The 17352-nt window shown below is 42.9% G+C and carries 14 protein-coding genes; 13 read left to right on the forward strand and 1 reads right to left on the reverse strand.

The features are described 5' to 3' along the window. Positions 1–9: 9 nt before the first annotated feature. On the reverse strand, positions 10–855 hold the full coding sequence (locus EKQ44_RS01800; protein ID WP_237661809.1) for a patatin-like phospholipase family protein: 846 nt from the start codon (positions 853–855) through the stop codon (positions 10–12). Positions 856–1090: 235 nt separating this feature from the next. On the opposite strand from EKQ44_RS01800, the gene EKQ44_RS01805 reads away from it, so the two are divergent. The 13 genes from EKQ44_RS01805 to EKQ44_RS01865 all read left to right on the forward strand — a co-directional run bounded on the left by EKQ44_RS01805 (position 1091) and on the right by EKQ44_RS01865 (position 17179). Beyond that, positions 1091–2083 carry an ABC transporter substrate-binding protein gene (locus EKQ44_RS01805; RefSeq protein ID WP_237661810.1) on the forward strand — a complete coding sequence of 331 codons (993 nt, stop codon included), beginning with the start codon at positions 1091–1093 and terminating at the stop codon, positions 2081–2083. 248 nt (positions 2084–2331) lie between these two features. After that, a complete protein-coding gene (locus tag EKQ44_RS01810; protein WP_237661811.1) occupies positions 2332–3126 on the forward strand; it encodes a (2Fe-2S)-binding protein in 795 nt (264 codons plus the stop codon). Between the two features lie 116 nt (positions 3127–3242). Then, positions 3243–4505 (forward strand): threonine ammonia-lyase IlvA, encoded by a 1263-nt coding sequence (gene ilvA, locus EKQ44_RS01815; RefSeq protein ID WP_237661812.1) that lies wholly within the window; start codon positions 3243–3245, stop codon positions 4503–4505. A gap of 529 nt (positions 4506–5034) precedes the next feature. Next, positions 5035–5979 carry a branched-chain-amino-acid transaminase gene (ilvE, locus tag EKQ44_RS01820; protein WP_237661813.1) on the forward strand — a complete coding sequence of 315 codons (945 nt, stop codon included), beginning with the start codon at positions 5035–5037 and terminating at the stop codon, positions 5977–5979. 79 nt (positions 5980–6058) lie between these two features. Beyond that, the gene (ilvD, locus tag EKQ44_RS01825; protein ID WP_237661814.1) at positions 6059–7726 is read left to right on the forward strand and encodes a dihydroxy-acid dehydratase; all 1668 of its coding nucleotides are present in this window, start codon (positions 6059–6061) and stop codon (positions 7724–7726) included. A 28-nt stretch (positions 7727–7754) separates the two neighbouring features. Then, a complete protein-coding gene (gene ilvB / locus EKQ44_RS01830; RefSeq protein ID WP_237661815.1) occupies positions 7755–9470 on the forward strand; it encodes a biosynthetic-type acetolactate synthase large subunit in 1716 nt (571 codons plus the stop codon). Next, entirely contained in the window at positions 9467–9724 is a 258-nt protein-coding gene (gene ilvN / locus EKQ44_RS01835; protein WP_010192589.1) for an acetolactate synthase small subunit, read from the forward strand. The genes ilvB and ilvN overlap by 4 nt, the downstream gene beginning before the upstream one ends. A gap of 246 nt (positions 9725–9970) precedes the next feature. After that, positions 9971–10996, forward strand: a complete 1026-nt coding sequence (gene ilvC / locus EKQ44_RS01840; RefSeq protein ID WP_237661816.1) for a ketol-acid reductoisomerase — start codon at positions 9971–9973, stop codon at positions 10994–10996. After that, a complete protein-coding gene (locus EKQ44_RS01845) occupies positions 10983–12533 on the forward strand; it encodes a 2-isopropylmalate synthase (RefSeq protein ID WP_237661817.1) in 1551 nt (516 codons plus the stop codon). The genes ilvC and EKQ44_RS01845 overlap by 14 nt, the downstream gene beginning before the upstream one ends. Continuing rightward, positions 12530–13621, forward strand: coding sequence for a 3-isopropylmalate dehydrogenase (gene leuB, locus EKQ44_RS01850; RefSeq protein ID WP_237661818.1), 1092 nt, complete (start codon positions 12530–12532; stop codon positions 13619–13621). The genes EKQ44_RS01845 and leuB overlap by 4 nt, the downstream gene beginning before the upstream one ends. Positions 13622–13806: 185 nt before the next feature. Continuing rightward, entirely contained in the window at positions 13807–15228 is a 1422-nt protein-coding gene (leuC, locus tag EKQ44_RS01855; protein ID WP_237661819.1) for a 3-isopropylmalate dehydratase large subunit, read from the forward strand. Beyond that, positions 15228–15818, forward strand: coding sequence for a 3-isopropylmalate dehydratase small subunit (gene leuD / locus EKQ44_RS01860; protein ID WP_237661820.1), 591 nt, complete (start codon positions 15228–15230; stop codon positions 15816–15818). The genes leuC and leuD overlap by 1 nt, the downstream gene beginning before the upstream one ends. 410 nt (positions 15819–16228) lie before the next feature. After that, positions 16229–17179, forward strand: a complete 951-nt coding sequence (locus tag EKQ44_RS01865; protein WP_237661821.1) for an exonuclease domain-containing protein — start codon at positions 16229–16231, stop codon at positions 17177–17179. The last annotated feature ends 173 nt before the right edge of the window (positions 17180–17352 follow it).

Consider the following 17352-nt stretch of genomic DNA (forward strand, 5'->3'; position numbering starts at 1 on the left):
ATTTCTATCTTAATTTTGTAAAAATTCTTGGAGCTTCTTGTAGTTGTCTTTCGCATCCTCATATCCTAGTTCATAGAGGGATTGGAGACGTTCCTTCTTACGTTCCATTCTGCCAACAGGTAACGGCTTGCTTGGCTGAAATACAAAAGTGGAACCTTTTTCCCTCTCCATTTCAACATAGTCCAATGTGTCATTATAGAGTTTGTAACGTGTCTGTAGACGCTCTGATATGATTGGATATTGCTTGTATTTAAAAAGTGAAGAAAATCGGCTTGCTTTCTTTTTATATCCAACAGGCTTTGTCAGAATGACGACATTTTTCTCAAAACCATCTTTTTGTGCCTTTTTTAGCGGGATGGGATCTATGATTCCCCCGTCTAAGAGTACTTTGTCCTGATATGCTACACTTGGTGCGACAAAGGGAAGGGAACTTGATGCGCGAATAAGCTGAAGCATATCCTCTCCATGCTGGTCCATATTATAGTATATTGGTTCGCCAGTCAGACAATCCGTAGTCACCACAACAAACTGTTCGGTTCTCTTCAAGAATGTTTCATAGTCATAAGGAACAAGTTTATTAGGAATTTCATCAAACAAAAAGTCCATGTCAAACATCTGCCGTTTTTTCCAAAAGTTCCGATAGGAAAGGTACCGTGGGTCTCCAACAAAGTCAATATTGACCTTTTTGTTTCTCCCTGGCTGTCTGGATAAATAAGAAGCTGCCATGCATGCTCCGGCAGAAACACCAATCACATATGGAAAGTATAAGTCCTTTTCCATAAAATATTCTAACATTCCGGCAGTATATACCCCTCGCATACCTCCGCCTTCAAGCACTAACCCACTGTTCAACAACTGTAATCCCTCTTTTCATACAAGCTTTCATTTTTTCATTTATTAATAAAGCATATTGTAACAAACCAGTGGAACCTTGTCCGGAAAGGTGCTTGGAAAAGAAAAGTTTGATAAAAAGTCCATGCAAAATGTTTAAAAAGTGCATAGTATTCCTAGTCTATGAGCCCTATAATAATAATGAAAATCATTATCAATTACATAGGCTGATCTACAGTCAAAAGAGAGGGAGATAGAAATGAGAAAGAATAAAAGGCTTATTCAATTACTGCTTACTTTCAGTATATTGGCATTATTAATAGCTGGATGCGGAGCAAACAATACAGGGAGCAATACGGGTCAAAACAGTTCTAAAGACGATGAAGCAGCAAAAACAGAAGAGTCGACAGAATACACGGTTCAACATGCAATGGGGGAAACAATCATTGAAAACACACCTCAAAAAGTCGTGGTACTGACTAATGAAGGAACAGAAGCTGTATTGGAACTGGGGGTAACACCAGTGGGCGCTGCTAGTCCCGGTGTAGGAAATGAGTGGTATGCTCATATTAAAGATGAAATGGAAGGGGTAACGGAGCTTGGCGAAGAAACGGCACCGAACCTTGAAACCATTGCAAGTCTTCAACCAGACCTGATCATTGGAAATAAAATCCGTCATGAAGAAATCTATGAACAATTAGAAGCGATTGCACCAACTGTATTCTCAGAAGATTTAGCAGGAGACTGGAAGCAAAACTTTGAACTTTATGCAAAAGCGTTGAACAAAGAGACAGAAGGCAAAGAAGCAATGGCAAACTATGATAAGCATGTGGAAGAAGTAAAAGGGAAGTTAAGCGATAAATTGGATATGGAAGTTTCGGTTGTCCGCTTCTTGCCAACAACGGTTCGTATTTATCAAAAAGATACATTTGCAGGAACCATCCTTTCTGATTTAGGATTTGCACGTCCAGAAGCACAAGATAAGGATAATTTCATGGAAGTTATTACAGAAGAACAGATGAGCAGCATGGATGGGGACGTTATGTTCTATTTCAATGCAGATTACGATGAGGAAAAAGGCGGAACCAAAATGCAAGAAGCTTGGATGCAACATCCCCTTTATGAAAAGCTGAATGTTGCTCAAACGGATTCTGCATATAAAGTAGATGAAATCATCTGGAATCTTTCTGGTGGGATTAAAGCTGCAAACCTACTATTAGAAGATATCGTAAAGTATATGGAAGAAATGTAATAGAAATAAGGAAGGTTGACATATGTTGTCAGCCTTCTTTTTATAAGGCTCTATTCTAAGAGATTGTTGCTATTAACTCGTAAAAAGTCGGCAGTTGGACTTTTTACTGCCATCATACTCTAGAAATGCAAGCAGTAAATTTAGTCATTTAGAAAAGAGCACGGTGTAAAGCACTAGTATGGTTGGCTTAATAATTTGTAAAAGTAACAAAGTTTACGAAAATTTCCGTATATAAAAGGAGGGAGAAGATGGAGCGTCAAGAGCAAGGGTGGACATGGGAACAGATGGAGAATTTCTTTTACGTGTCGAATGAAGAGAAAGCGGATGTTGTCTGGGAATGTCGGATATGTGAGTTGAGAGACTCTGAAATTCTACAAAAACTTTTAAACATTTATGGTGCAGGAATTAAGGCAACGACCAAGGACGTGACCGTCATGTATCTTGCGGGGTGGTTTGGATATTTATGTGGATCGATGCATTTCTTATCATCTGATGGATGGAAGGTCAACGCTAGAAATATTAAACTTCAATTATATAAAAATCAGCGTGGGACGATGCTGATCTCATTTATCATTCAATCGGAAGACTTAGTTGAAAAAGGAAGCAGTGAGTGGGTGGAGGATTTTTATAAAGTAAAAATGAAGCCCGTATATATGCTGTTGCAAGCTATGTCAACTAACAACAACCTTTTACATATGTGGTACCAGGCGACCCATAGTCTATATTGGATCTCAGATCGTATGAAGCATTCAGGCCTTTTAGATAGGTATGTCAGGCAATACGAAAAAAACGTGGAAATGTTTAAAGAAGCAACTCCTTCTTCCTGCATGGGAGTGTTGACCGAAAAACATCCCTATGCAAAAAAACTTATATTTATTGAGAATCCATGGGATTTACATGACCCAATGCCTTTAAAACCTTCGTGTTGTCTTGCTTATCAAACAGAGGGCGGGCACTTATGTTATACCTGTCCGAGAATGAAAAAGTCAGAGCGACTAGAAAAATACAATAAAATTTTAGCAGAGCATTCGACAACGAGTTAAAGCTGTCGAATGCTTTTTTAATGTTTATTCGGAAAATTCATCGTGACTTTTTAAAAGTACTTGTTGTACAATAATTCACAATATTCATTTTTCACAAAAGGAAAGGAGCGGTAAGAATGGCAAAAGCGGTACAAACAAGAGTGACAACAGATGAAGTGGAACATGCCTATGAGGTACTGAAGGATGTGGTTGTCAGAACCCCGCTTCAGTTGGATACCATTCTCTCAGAACGATATAACTGTAAAGTATACCTTAAACGGGAAGATCAACAGATGGTAAGATCCTTTAAAATTAGAGGAGCATACTATTCGGTCCATAGTTTAACAGAGGAACAGCGTGCAAAAGGTGTGGTGTGTGCCAGTGCAGGCAACCATGCACAAGGTGTTGCCTTTGCGTGCAAAAAGCTCGGCATTAAAGGGAAGATATTTATGCCAACCACTACCCCAAGACAAAAAGTGTCACGAGTAGAGTTTTTTGGTGGGAAGTTTACAGAAGTCGTCCTTACAGGCGATACTTATGATGATTCCTATCAGCAAGCAATGGAAGTTTGCGAAAAGGAAGGGATGAAGTTTATCCACCCCTTTGACGATCGATTAACCATTACCGGACAGGCAACTGTTGGCTTGGAAATTTCTGAGCAATTGCAGGAAGAATGTTCTCATGTGTTTATGAGTATAGGCGGCGGCGGACTGATCTCAGGTGTGGGATCCTATTTGAAAGAAAAGCGTCCACATACAAAATTGATTGGTGTGGAACCGTTCGGGGCTCCAGGTATGAAGCAATCATTGGCTCAAAATGGAGTGGTGCGATTAAATGAGATTGATAGCTTTGTAGATGGAGCAGCTGTCAAGCAGGTGGGACAACTCCCGTTTGAAATGACAAAAGACCTCGTCAATGATGTGGTATTGGTACCAGAAGGAAAAGTGTGCACCACTATTCTTAATTTATACAACGAAAACGCCATTATTGCCGAGCCGGCGGGAGCGTTGTCCATTGCAGCACTTGATTTTTACAGGGATGAGATTAGAGGAAAGACGGTAGTCTGTATTGTAAGTGGTGGAAACAATGATTTAGACCGCATGCAGGAAATGAAAGAACGGTCCCTGATCTATGAAGGGCTTAAGCACTATTTTATTGTCAACTTCCCTCAGCGTGCAGGGGCATTGCGGGAATTTATGGAGGATGTCCTGGGAGAAACAGATGATATCACACGTTTTGAGTACACCAAGAAAAATAACCGAGACAAGGGGCCGGTGTTGGTTGGAGTCGAATTACGAAAGCCTGACGATTATTTTGCCATTATTGAACGAATGGAGAAGAAAGGCTTCACCTATATCGAAATTAACAAAGATAAACAGCTATTTAATTTATTGATATAATGATAGTTTGTCTGGGAAAAGAGCGGGGTAACTCGTTCTTTTTTTATGTTTTGAGAGAAAAAAAGAAGGGTATGTAAAAAAATTTAACAAACATTTGTAAGCGTTTTCTTTGTTATCACAACAAAAATGAAAGCGTTTTTATATTATCTGTAAAATTAGAATTATCTGAAATTAGGTGTTGACGGCCTGTATAGACGGTATTAAAATAACATCAACTCAAAGAAACATTGATAAATGAAATAACATTTCTCTTATCAGAAGGGTGTCTAGGGTTCCGGTGATTTCAGGAAAGTAAAGTGGTAGTGCAAGAAAGAAATACTCCTTTCTATATCAACCATTTTTCCTATCATGTCTGGTCCGAGCGATACCAGCACGATCTTGACAGATGGTGTACACCGCGAGGAAAAAAGCCTCTACGGATAGGTTCTGATAAACGCTTGACGTTTATTCAACCTGACCAAGGGGCAACTTTTAAACTGTTATATGTCAGAATATTCAAACAATAAAAAGTAGAAAGAGGAGATTAGTTATGTGTAGATACATCTATATGAATGGGCAGCTAGTAGAAAAAGAGAAGGCAGTTGTATCTGTATATGATCATGGGTTCCTATATGGCGATGGCGTTTTTGAAGGAATCCGAATGTACAACGGAAATGTATTCCGTCTTCGCGAACATCTTGAAAGATTATATGATTCTGCAAGATCTGTATTATTGGACGTCCCCTATACGATGTCTGAACTAGAGGATATTATCGTTGAGACCCTCAGAAAGAACAAATTGCATGATACGGCCTATATTCGACTGGTCCTATCAAGGGGAATCGGCGATCTCGGTTTAGATCCCACAAAATGTAAAACTCCAAACCTGATTGTCATTGCTGAGCAACTGGCACTATTCCCAAAAGAACTGTACGACGTAGGGATTACGATGGTGACGGTTCCTACTCGCAGGAACCGCCCAGATATCCTAAGTCCGAAAGTAAAATCACTTAACTATTTGAACAACATCATGGTAAAAGCAGAAGCAAATATGGCTGGTGCCAATGAGGCACTTACGTTAAACACAGAGGGTTATGTCGCAGAGGGATCAGGACAGAACATCTTTATCCTGAAGGGCAACAAACTATTAACGCCACCAAGCTATGTTGGAGCACTGGAAGGCATCACTCGAAACGCCATCATCGATCTTGCTAATGAAATGGGCTATGACGTTCGAGAAGAACCATTTACAAGACACGATGTATATGTAGCAGATGAAGTGTTCTTAACAGGAACCGCAGCCGAAGTTATCCCGGTTATCAGCCTGGACGGCAGAAAAATCGCAGACGGAAAACCAGGCAAAGAAACCCACAAAATCCTAAACCGCTTCCGCCAACTAGTCGTAGAAGACGGCCACAAAGTCTACCCAGAAGAAACCCAAGTAGGCTGGGAAATCAACGGAGGAGTGTTGTTAGGTGAAGCGTTGAATCATTAAAGTGATAAAAGGGGTCTGACCCTCAACACGTTAAAGCATTAAAAGGGGTCTGACCCCCTTAAAAGGAGTGAAGCAACCGATGAGAAGTAATACGATCAAGAGAGGTATCGATAGAGCACCACATAGAAGTTTGTTGCATGCAGCAGGGGTAAAGGCGGAGGATATGGATAAGCCGTTCATCGGTGTCTGTAACTCTTATGTGGATATTATCCCGGGGCATATGCATTTGAATAAATTCGCAGAAGTAGTAAAGGAAGCTATCAGGGAAGCGGGAGGAGTACCTTTCGAATTCAACACAATCGGAGTGGATGACGGAATTGCCATGGGGCATATCGGAATGCGTTACTCCCTACCAAGTAGGGAACTTATCGCAGATTCGGCGGAAACAGTCATCAATGCCCATTGGTTTGACGGCGTGTTTTACATCCCGAACTGTGACAAGATCACACCTGGTATGCTGATGGCCGCTGCAAGGACCAACGTACCTGCTGTTTTTGTATCAGGAGGGCCGATGGAGGCTGGAAGAACGAAGGATGGTAAACCATTATCCTTAGTATCTGTTTTTGAAGGAGTAGGCAGCGTACTTTCCGGTAAGATGTCCCGGGAAGAGCTGTTGGAAATTGAATCAAGCGCGTGTCCGACATGTGGATCATGTTCAGGGATGTTCACGGCAAACTCCATGAACACCCTGATGGAAATGCTCGGAGTGGCCCTCCCTGGTAACGGTACCATGGTGGCAACCTCCAATGAACGCCACCAACTGATCAAAGATGCCGCAAAGCATCTCATGAGACAAATCGAAGAAGATGTTAGACCAAGAGATATCATCACTAAAGAAGCAATCGACGACGCTTTTGCACTGGATATGGCAATGGGCGGATCGACGAATACCGTCCTACATACACTTGCCATTGCGCATGAAGCTGGAATTGAGTACAAGTTAGAGGATATCAATAAAATTGCAGAAAGAATTCCTTATCTATGCAAAGTAAGTCCGGCATCAGACTACTCCATGGAAGATGTCCATGAGGCAGGTGGGGTGAGTGCCATCATCAAAGAATTATGCAAAATGGAAGGTGCCATCCATCCAGATAGAATCACCATTTCCGGTCAAACCATCAAGGAAGTGGTGGACCACGCGCAAATTGTTAACGATCAAGTTATCCGAAGGAAAGATAATGCTTATAGTCCAGTAGGTGGACTAAGCATCCTGTTTGGCAATATTGCACCAAACGGAGGGGTCATTAAAGTTGGAGCAGTAGATCCATCTATTAAAACTTTTACAGGAGAAGCCATCATTTTCGAATCACAAGATGAGGCACAAGAAGGCATTAATAGTGGTCAAGTCCGTGAAGGGCACGTAGTAGTCATCAGGTACGAGGGGCCAAAAGGCGGCCCAGGAATGCCAGAGATGCTAGCACCGACTTCCTCTATTGCAGGAAGGGGATTATCCACAAAAGTGGCACTCATCACGGATGGAAGATTTTCTGGGGCATCAAGAGGCATCTCAATCGGACACATCTCTCCGGAAGCGGCAGAAGGTGGACCAATTGCCTTTGTGGAAAACGGAGACATCATCCAAATTGATTTGGCGAAACGCTCCATTCATTTATTAGTAGAGAGTGAAGAACTTGAAGCAAGGAAGCAGAACTGGAACCCACCAGAATCAAAAGTGAAAAGTGGTTACCTTGCAAGATATGCAGCACTCGTAACTTCAGCGAATACAGGTGGAATCTTAAAAGTGTAAGTTTTAAAAATAAGGAGGTGGAGAACGAATGAGTACAGTGGAAGAGAGCGGAACAAAGGTCGCGCAAAAGTTGCTGACAGGTTCACGAATGATTGTCGAGGCGCTAAAAGAAGAAAAAGTGGAAGTGATATTTGGCTATCCAGGTGGGGCTGTACTAAACATTTATGACGCACTTTATGATGGTGGGATTCCTCACCTTTTGACACGGCATGAGCAAGGTGCCATTCACGCAGCGGAAGGGTACGCAAGGGTTACCGGCAGACCGGGAGTGGTTATTGCCACTTCGGGTCCAGGTGCAACCAATATCGTTACAGGACTTGCAGATGCCATGATAGATTCCCTGCCGCTTGTCGTCATCACAGGGCAAGTCAATTCACAGGTACTTGGATCAGATGCCTTTCAAGAGGCACCAATTCTAGGAATTTCAATGCCGATCACCAAACATAATTTTCAGGTACAGGATGTCAAGGAACTCCCAAGAATTTTTAAAGAAGCGTTCCATATTGCATCTACAGGAAGACCAGGACCGGTATTGATTGACATACCAAAAGACATCACCGCAACATCAGGCATTTATGACTATTCTAAAGAGGTGCACCTGCCTGGATACAAGTTACAGACTGATCCTGATCCGCTGGCTGTGAAACAAGTAGCACAAGCCTTGAAAAAAGCGAAAAAGCCCGTCATTTTAGCTGGCGCAGGCGTTCTCCACAGTAAAGCGACAAATGAGTTAAAAGAATTGGTTGCCAAAACCACCATACCAGTAGCCAATACTTTACTTGGCCTTGGCAGCTTTCCGGCAGACCACCCTCTTTTTCTCGGAATGGCGGGCATGCATGGAACGTATACAGCCAATATGGCCCTATATGAAGCAGACCTGATCATCAATATAGGCGCACGATTTGATGACAGGCTTACAGGGAACCTGAAGGAATTTGCCAAATTTGCCAAGGTGGTTCATTTTGATATCGATCCTTCCGAAATCGGCAAAAATGTCCCAACAGATTATCCGGTAATCGGGGATGCAGCAAAGTCCCTTCAATTACTATTAAAAGAGTTACCAGAAACGGCGGATACAAGTAGCTGGCTCGAAGAACTCCTGCAATCCAAAGAAGATTATCCACTATGGTATGTAGAAGATGGAGAAACTTTCAAGCCACAAAAGCTAGTAGAACTTGTTCATGAACTAACCAAGGGGGAAGCCATTGTCACAACAGATGTTGGACAGCATCAAATGTGGGCAGCACAATTTCATGGATTCCAAAATCCAGATCGCTGGGTCACGTCAGGTGGCCTTGGAACCATGGGCTTTGGATTGCCAGCAGCAATTGGGGCGCAGGTGGCAGAACGACCGTCCACCGTTGTGGCTGTCCTTGGGGATGCAGGATTCCAAATGACCCTTCAGGAACTGGCTGTCCTAAAAGAGTATGAACTTCCTGTAAAAGTAGTGCTCGTAAACAATCAATCTATGGGAATGGTTCGACAATGGCAACAGCTCTTTTATAAGGAAAGGTATTCCGAATCATTGCTACCAAACCAGCCGGATTACATCAAGCTGTCCGATGCGTTTGGAATAAAGGCTGCAGTGGTGCACAATGAACAGGAATTCCGTGCAGCATTTAATGAAGCTTTGGAAACAGATGAGCCGTATTTATTGGATTGCCGGGTGACTCCAACGGAAAATGTCTATCCGATGATTGCTCCCGGAAAAGGAATTCAACAAATGGAAGGTGTGAAGCCATGAAGCGAACACTATCGCTACTAGTAAACAATCAACTAGGTGTTTTGAACCGTTTGACCAATCTTTTCTTGCGGAAAGGATTAAACATTGAAAGCCTGGCAGTAGCACCTGTCAACGAATCCTCAATTTCCCTCATGACCATCGTCGTAAACGTGGTCGAGGAGCAAGAAGTGGAGAAAATAAAGCTCCAACTAGACAAACAAATAGACGTTATCCAAATCACCGACATATCAGAGCAGATCGCTCTAACAAATTAACGGAATATTTAGTTTTATTTACTAAAAATGATTAAGTACCTTCGATAAACACCTGTAGCTTGTAGTGCAAGATGTGAGACTCCGGCGGGAGATAGCGGTAGGTTGAGACCCCTGAAGCGTTGTGAGGAGGCTCAAGCACCGCCCCGCGGAAAGCGAACATCTGGAACGAAAAGCTACAGGAGTAAGCGGGGATAACAAACTGACTTCATATAAACCTTATTAAACTTTTCCAAGGAGGAATTTCAAATGGCAGCACACATGTATTATAACGACGACATCTCCCAAGCAGCACTAAATGGCAAAAAGGTAGCAGTAGTAGGCTACGGATCTCAAGGCCATGCCCACGCACAAAACTTACGTGACAGTGGCGTAGAAGTAGTAGTAGGCGTTCGACCCGGCGGCTCCTGGGAAAAAGCAAAAGAAGACGGATTCCAAGTATACTCCGTAGGAGAAGCAGTTGCCCAAGCAGATGTTGTAATGGTCTTACTGCCTGACGAAAGGCAACCGGAAGTATACAAACAAGAAATCGAACCACATCTAACAGAAGGAAAAGCATTGGCATTTGCCCATGGGTTCAATGTTCATTTCCATCAAGTGGTCCCTCCAAAAGATGTGGACGTATTCTTGGTCGCACCAAAAGGACCTGGCCATTTAGTAAGACGTGTATATGAAGAAGGCGGCGGCGTTCCTGCACTCTTTGCAGTCCATCAAAACGCTTCAGGGCAAGCAAAAGAGGTGGCATTGGCCTACAGTAAAGCAGTTGGTGCCGGAAGAGCAGCCGTGATGGAAACTACTTTTAAAGAAGAAACAGAAACAGACCTATTCGGAGAACAAGCAGTACTTTGCGGTGGAACAACAGCCCTTGTAAAAGCAGGATTTGAAACGCTAGTGGAAGCAGGCTACCAACCGGAAGTTGCTTATTTTGAATGTCTACACGAACTAAAATTAATTGTAGATCTTCTATATGAAAATGGATTAGAAGGAATGCGCTATTCTATCTCAGATACAGCTCAATGGGGCGATTTTACCGCAGGTCCACGAGTAGTGAATGACGGAACAAAAGATGAAATGAGAAAAATTCTTTCCGAAATCCAATCCGGACAATTTGCTAAAGGATGGGTGCTTGAAAATCAGGCAAACCGCCCAATGTTCCACTCTATCAATGAACAAGAAAAACATCACCCACTCGAAGTGGTAGGAAGGGAGCTCCGCGCGAAAATGCCATTCATCCAATCGAAGAAGAAAGGAGTCGTTGGCAGTGCGAAAGGTTGACATATTTGACACAACATTAAGAGATGGTGAACAGTCAGCCGGAGTGAATCTTCATCCACATGAAAAATTAGAAATAGCGATTCAATTAGAAAAATATGGAGTCGATATCATGGAGGCAGGGTTCCCTGCTTCCTCCTACGGGGACTTCCAAGCAGTCCAGCAAATCGCGAGGACCATCAAAAAGTCAAGAGTGGTTGGTCTTGCACGATCTGTGAAATCAGATATCGATGCTGTCTATGAAGCGGTGAAGGATGCCGAAAAGAACGGCGTACACGTTTTCTTGGCAACCTCCCCCATCCATATGGAATACAAATTGAAGAAAAAACCAAAAGAAGTAGTGGAGGCAGCCGTTCAGGCAGTCGAATATGCAAAGCGTTATTTCGATCATGTTCAATGGTCGGCAGAAGACGCAACTAGAAGCGAATGGCCATTTTTGGCTCATATCATTGAAAAGGTCATTGATGCTGGAGCAAATGTCATCAATCTTCCAGATACGGTTGGATACACAACGCCACTTGAATATGCTCAATTAATCACATATATTCGCGAACATGTTCCCAATATCCAGAAAGTAAAACTGTCTGCCCATTGCCACGACGACCTTGGGATGGCCGTTTCTAATTCACTCGCAGCCATCCAAAGTGGAGTCGATCAAATTGAAGGTACCATTAATGGAATCGGGGAACGCGCTGGGAATGCTTCCCTTGAGGAAATCATTGTAGCCCTGCAAATTAGAAAAGACGTGTACGAGGTGGAAACAAATATTGATCTTAAGCAAACGGTCCGAACAAGCAACCTTGTCAGCAAATTGACCGGTATGATTGTCCCACAAAATAAAGCGGTCGTGGGGGCTAACGCCTTTGCACATGAATCAGGAATCCATCAGGATGGAGTGTTGAAAAACAAGAGTACCTATGAAGTAATCAACCCGGAGATGGTCGGGCTTCATTCGAATAAAATGGTCCTTGGGAAGCATTCCGGCAGTCATGCCTTCAAACAGAGATGCGAGGAACTTGGGTTGTTTTTAAACGAAGAGGAAGGAAAAAAGCTGTTTAAAGCTTTCAAGGATCTTACGGTGAAAAAGAAAGAAGTAACCGAGGACGATATTTTTGCATTGATGATGGACTCATCCGTTAAGGGACTTTTCCCTCATTATCGAATGGAAACCCTACAAATCTCTTATGGCTCCAATATAATTCCGACGACAACCATTGCCATTAAAACGGAAGACGGGGAAGTACTCCAAGAATCTGCTACAGGAAAAGGAAGCGTGGAATCTGTTTACAATACAATCTCCAGAATCCTGCAAAAAGAAATATTGCTACTTGACTATCGCATTCAATCCACCACTAACGGAAGTGACGCGCTTGCTGAGGTATATGTGAAGATAAGTTGTGATGGAGATGTTTCAAGCGGAAGAGGAATTGAACATGATGTATTGGAAGCATCAGCCAAAGCTTATCTGGATGCAGTCAATCGCCTATCCATAAAAGAGAAATTTGCAAAATACTCAGCAAAAGGGGTGGAGGTAGGATGAGTCAATTTACAATCAGCGTCCTGCCTGGTGACGGAATCGGTCCTGAAGTGGTAAGGGAAGCGATCCTTGTACTAGAGCAGGTAGCCAAGAATTTTCAGCATACATTCATTTTTAATTACGGTAAGATCGGGGGAGTTGCTGTCGATGAGACAGGAACTCCCCTTCCACAAGAGACAGTGGATATGTGCAAAAAAAGTCACGCGATTCTTTTAGGAGCGGTAGGCGGACCTAAATGGGATGAAGAATCACCTGAAAGAAGGCCAGAAGCAGGATTACTTGGAATCCGTAAAGCTTTAAAGCTTTATGCCAATCTTCGCCCTGTCTCCCTGTTTGAATCCCTGATCCACGCCTCCCCTTTGAAAAGAGAGGTAGTTTTAGATACAGATGTTTTAATAGTCAGGGAACTGACTGGTGGGATTTATTTTGGCTCACCTCGTGAAAGAAGACAGGGAGAAGATGGTTTGGAAGTAATAGACACTCTACTATATACAGAGAAAGAGATGGAACGCATTATTCGTAAAGGATTTGAAGTAGCACAAGGCCGCAAGAAAAAACTAACTTCCGTTGATAAAGCGAATGTTCTAGAAAGCAGTAGATTGTGGAGAGAGGTAGCCAACCGAATCTCCAAGGAATTCCCTGAAATCCATCTAGAGCATATGCTTGTGGACAATGCAGCCATGCAATTAGTAAGAAATCCTCGGCAATTTGACGTAATCGTGACAGAAAATATGTTTGGCGACATTTTAAGCGATGAAGCTTCCATGCTAACCGGCTCCCTTGGCATGTTGCCCTCCGCAAGTCTTGGGGTAGACGGTCCAGGCCTTTATGAACCTATCCACGGCTCTGCTCCTGATATTGCCGGCAAGAATGTAGCCAATCCATTCGCTACCATCCTTTCAGCCGCCATGCTTCTAAGACACTCCCTAGGATTAGAGGAAGAAGCGGCCTCTGTGGAACGAGCAGTAGACCTCGCACTAGAAGAAGGCTACCGCACCCATGATATCGGATCTGAATGGGAACGCCTCCTAGGAACATCCCAAATGGGAGAAGCAATAAGGAGCTATCTAAAAGCGCCGATTAAAAACTGATGACTATTTAACTTAGCTGTAGATTGGAGCAATGGGCGAAGACTCCGGCGGGAGATAGCGGTAGTTTGAGACCCCTGAAGCGTTGTGAGGAGGCTCAAACACACGCCCCGCGGAAAGCGAAGCCCAGTGTGGAAATCAACAGCGGAGTTCAGTGGGAAAATTAAAAATTACGGAAGGTGAGTGACATGCAGCCAAGAACACTATTCGAGAAAATTTGGGATCGTCATACAGTAGTAAAAGAGGAGAATAAACCAAGTCTGTTGTACATCGACCTCCACTTGGTGCACGAAGTCACCTCTCCTCAAGCATTCGAGGGACTGCGTCTTTCAGGAAGAAAAGTAAGGCAACCAGACCTAACCTTTGCAACCATGGACCATAATGTCCCAACCATCAACCCGTTCCATGTTACAGACGAAATCGCCTCTAAACAAATGACCACACTGGAAGCAAACTGCAAAGAGTTTGGGATAAGACTCGCAGACCTTCACAGCGCAGAACAAGGAATTGTCCATGTCATTGGACCTGAACTGGGCTTGACTTTACCTGGCAAAACCATCGTTTGCGGTGACAGCCATACCTCTACACACGGAGCATTCGGTGCTTTGGCATTTGGAATCGGAACCAGTGAAGTGGAGCATGTCCTTGCCACACAATGTTTATGGCAATCAAAACCTAAAACATTAAAGGTTGATTTTACTGGCCTCAGGCCACTTGGAGTCTCTGCCAAAGATCTCATCTTGGCTGTGATCGCAAAATACGGAACAGATTTCGGTACAGGATATGTGCTTGAATTTACCGGTAAAGTGATTGAAGAGATGTCCATGGAGGAACGCATGACCATCTGTAATATGGCCATTGAAGCTGGTGCCCGTGCAGGACTTGTTGCCCCGGACGAAACGACTTTCTCCTATTTAAAAGGAAGAAAATATGCACCTGCTGGAGAAGAACGGGACAAGGCGGAAGTGGATTGGTTCTCGCTTCGTTCAGATGAAGGGGCGGTTTATGATAAAGAAATCCAATTCGACATTACCAATCTTGAACCACAAGTTACGTGGGGAACAAATCCATCGATGGGTACAAGTATCAGCGGTAGGGTGCCAGATCCTACAACCATTGAAAATGAAGGAGAAAGGAAATCTGTCGCCCAAGCAATTGAATATATGGGTCTTACCCCTGGTATGAAGATATCTGATATTGTCATAGATTATGTGTTTATCGGATCCTGTACAAATTCACGTATTGAAGATTTACGTAAAGCAGCCGAAGTAGTAAAAGGAAGGTCCGTATCACCGCAAGTTACCGCACTTGTCGTGCCAGGTTCGAAACAAGTGAAAAAACAGGCGGAAGCAGAAGGCCTTCATGAAGTATTTTTAGAGGCTGGATTTGAATGGAGAGAGGCCGGCTGCAGCATGTGTCTCAGTATGAACCCAGATGTTGTCCCATCTGGGAAAAGATGTGCTTCCACTTCCAACCGGAACTTTGAAGGCAGACAAGGAAGAGGAGCCAGGACACATCTTGTCAGTCCTGCGATGGCCGCCGCAGCTGCAGTCAGCGGCCGATTTGTCAATGTGAATGAATGGCGATATGAAAAGGAGGAGGTTGTCTAATGGAAGCACTCATCCATCATATCGGAAAAGTAATCCCTTTAGATAAGGCCAACGTCGACACGGATCAAATTATTCCAAAGCAATTTTTGAAGAGAATCGAAAGGACTGGGTTTGGTCAATTCCTCTTTTATGATTGGCGTTTTGATGCCAATGGAGAAAAGAAAGATTCCTTTGTTATGAATGACCCGAAATTCAAAGATGCCTCCATTCTTCTCGCACGAAAGAATTTTGGTTGTGGTTCTTCTAGGGAACATGCACCCTGGGCACTAAAAGATTATGGAATCAAGGTAGTCATCGCACCATCCTTTGCAGATATCTTTTATAACAACTGTTTTAAGAACGGGATTCTTCCGATTGTGTTAAAAGAAGAAGAGGTGGAGGAACTTTTTCAAAAGGCCTCTTACGAACCTATAAAGATGGAAGTGGATCTTGAGCTCCAAGAGGTTAGTTTAGGAAATGAATGGAAGTACCATTTTGAAGCGGACGAATATCGGAAGCAAATGCTCTTGAAAGGTCTGGACGATATCGGACTGACCGAAATGTATATGGAACAGATCAATGTATATGAACAAAATAGAAAAGTATATTGATGTGTGTATGACCATCACTTTGGTGATGGTTTCAGGGTGTAGACCAAGTCCAAAAATGATAAAAATATCTAGTTGATCTAAGTGGAAGGAGCGGAGACTCCTGCGGGAGGAAGGGACTTGGAAGACCCCGCAGGGCGTAGCCCGAGGAGGCTTCCGGACCGCCCGCGGAAAGCGAAGCTCCTGCAACGAAGATCAACTCTTCCAACAGATAACCTAACTAATTTATAGTTTGTCAACAGTCTGATACCATCACTTTGGTGATGGTTTTTTTGCGCTTGTTGGAATACCACTAATTGAAATAAGTTTCTAACGGCAAATAAGTACATAGCATTGTTAGTTTTTGTTAGACCCTTGTACTGTCTTTTTGTATGATAGATTCATAGTATTCATTGGATGAGGAGGAAACGATAGTGGACTTTATTGCACTGGATTTTGAGATAGCCAATAATGATTTGAGCAGCGCTTGTTCGTTGGGAATGGTTTTTGTCGATGGTAACCAAAAAGTAAAGGAAAAGTATTTTTTGATCAAACCGCCAAAGCTTAAAGTGGAGAAGTCCTTTTCACAGGTACACGGATTGACGGAAGAGGATTTAAAAGAGGAGAGGACATTCGATGAAATCTGGGAGGAGATTCGTGGATGTTTTACTAAGGATACATTGATTGTAGCGCATAACGCCTTTTTTGACATGAGTGTGCTGAAAAGCTGCTTGCTTCACTACTCCTTGGAGGTACCGGAGTTCTTTTATGCTTGCAGTATACCGATAAGTACTCGCGGTTTAAACGGATTCAAGGTTGGAAACTCTCTTAAAGCAAGAGTGGAGCATTTCGGTGTTACATTAGATCACCATCATAATGCGTTATCAGATGCCAAAGCGTGTGCGGATATGGTGTTAAAATGTTTGGAGATAAAGCAGCGGAAGTCACTTCAGTCATACTGCAAGACATATTCCTCCATTCCTGTTCATAGTTTTGCAGACTTGAACCCTCAGACTACCTTTTACACAAGAATTAAAAGGAAGAATGTACGTAAATCTTTCCCTACGGTGTCGGTGAGTGACATTACACCCTCCACGAAAGAGTTCGATGAAAATCACCCGCTTTTTGAGAAAAACCTGGTTTTTACAGGCGAGCTGTCAACTGTAGACAGGGCAGAAGCGATGCAATTGGTGGTTGATAAAGGTGCTGTCATCAAAAGTGGTGTCAGCGGAAAAACAGATTATCTTGTAGTGGGCAAGCAGGATCCGTCTGTTGTGGGTCCGGACGGGTTGAGTTCCAAGGAAAGGAAGGCCAAGGAACTGATGAAGAAGGAAAGCAAAATTAGGATTTTAAAGGAAAAAGAGTTTTTACAGCTATTATCTTAGAAAAATTAGGTATATTTAACTATTTATCCTAATTTTCGAAACCTGCTACCAAACTGATCCGTAAGTATAGTCGCCAATCAAAAAGTTTAATAGATTCAACTAGAACGTCTATGAACTTTTTGTTAATACTGTTATTTTTATCCTAATTATGGGTAGAAGATAATAGTCTATAA

It is taken from the genome of Sutcliffiella horikoshii (assembly GCF_021991925.1).
GTDB classification, from domain to species: domain Bacteria; phylum Bacillota; class Bacilli; order Bacillales; family Bacillaceae_I; genus Sutcliffiella_A; species Sutcliffiella_A horikoshii_F.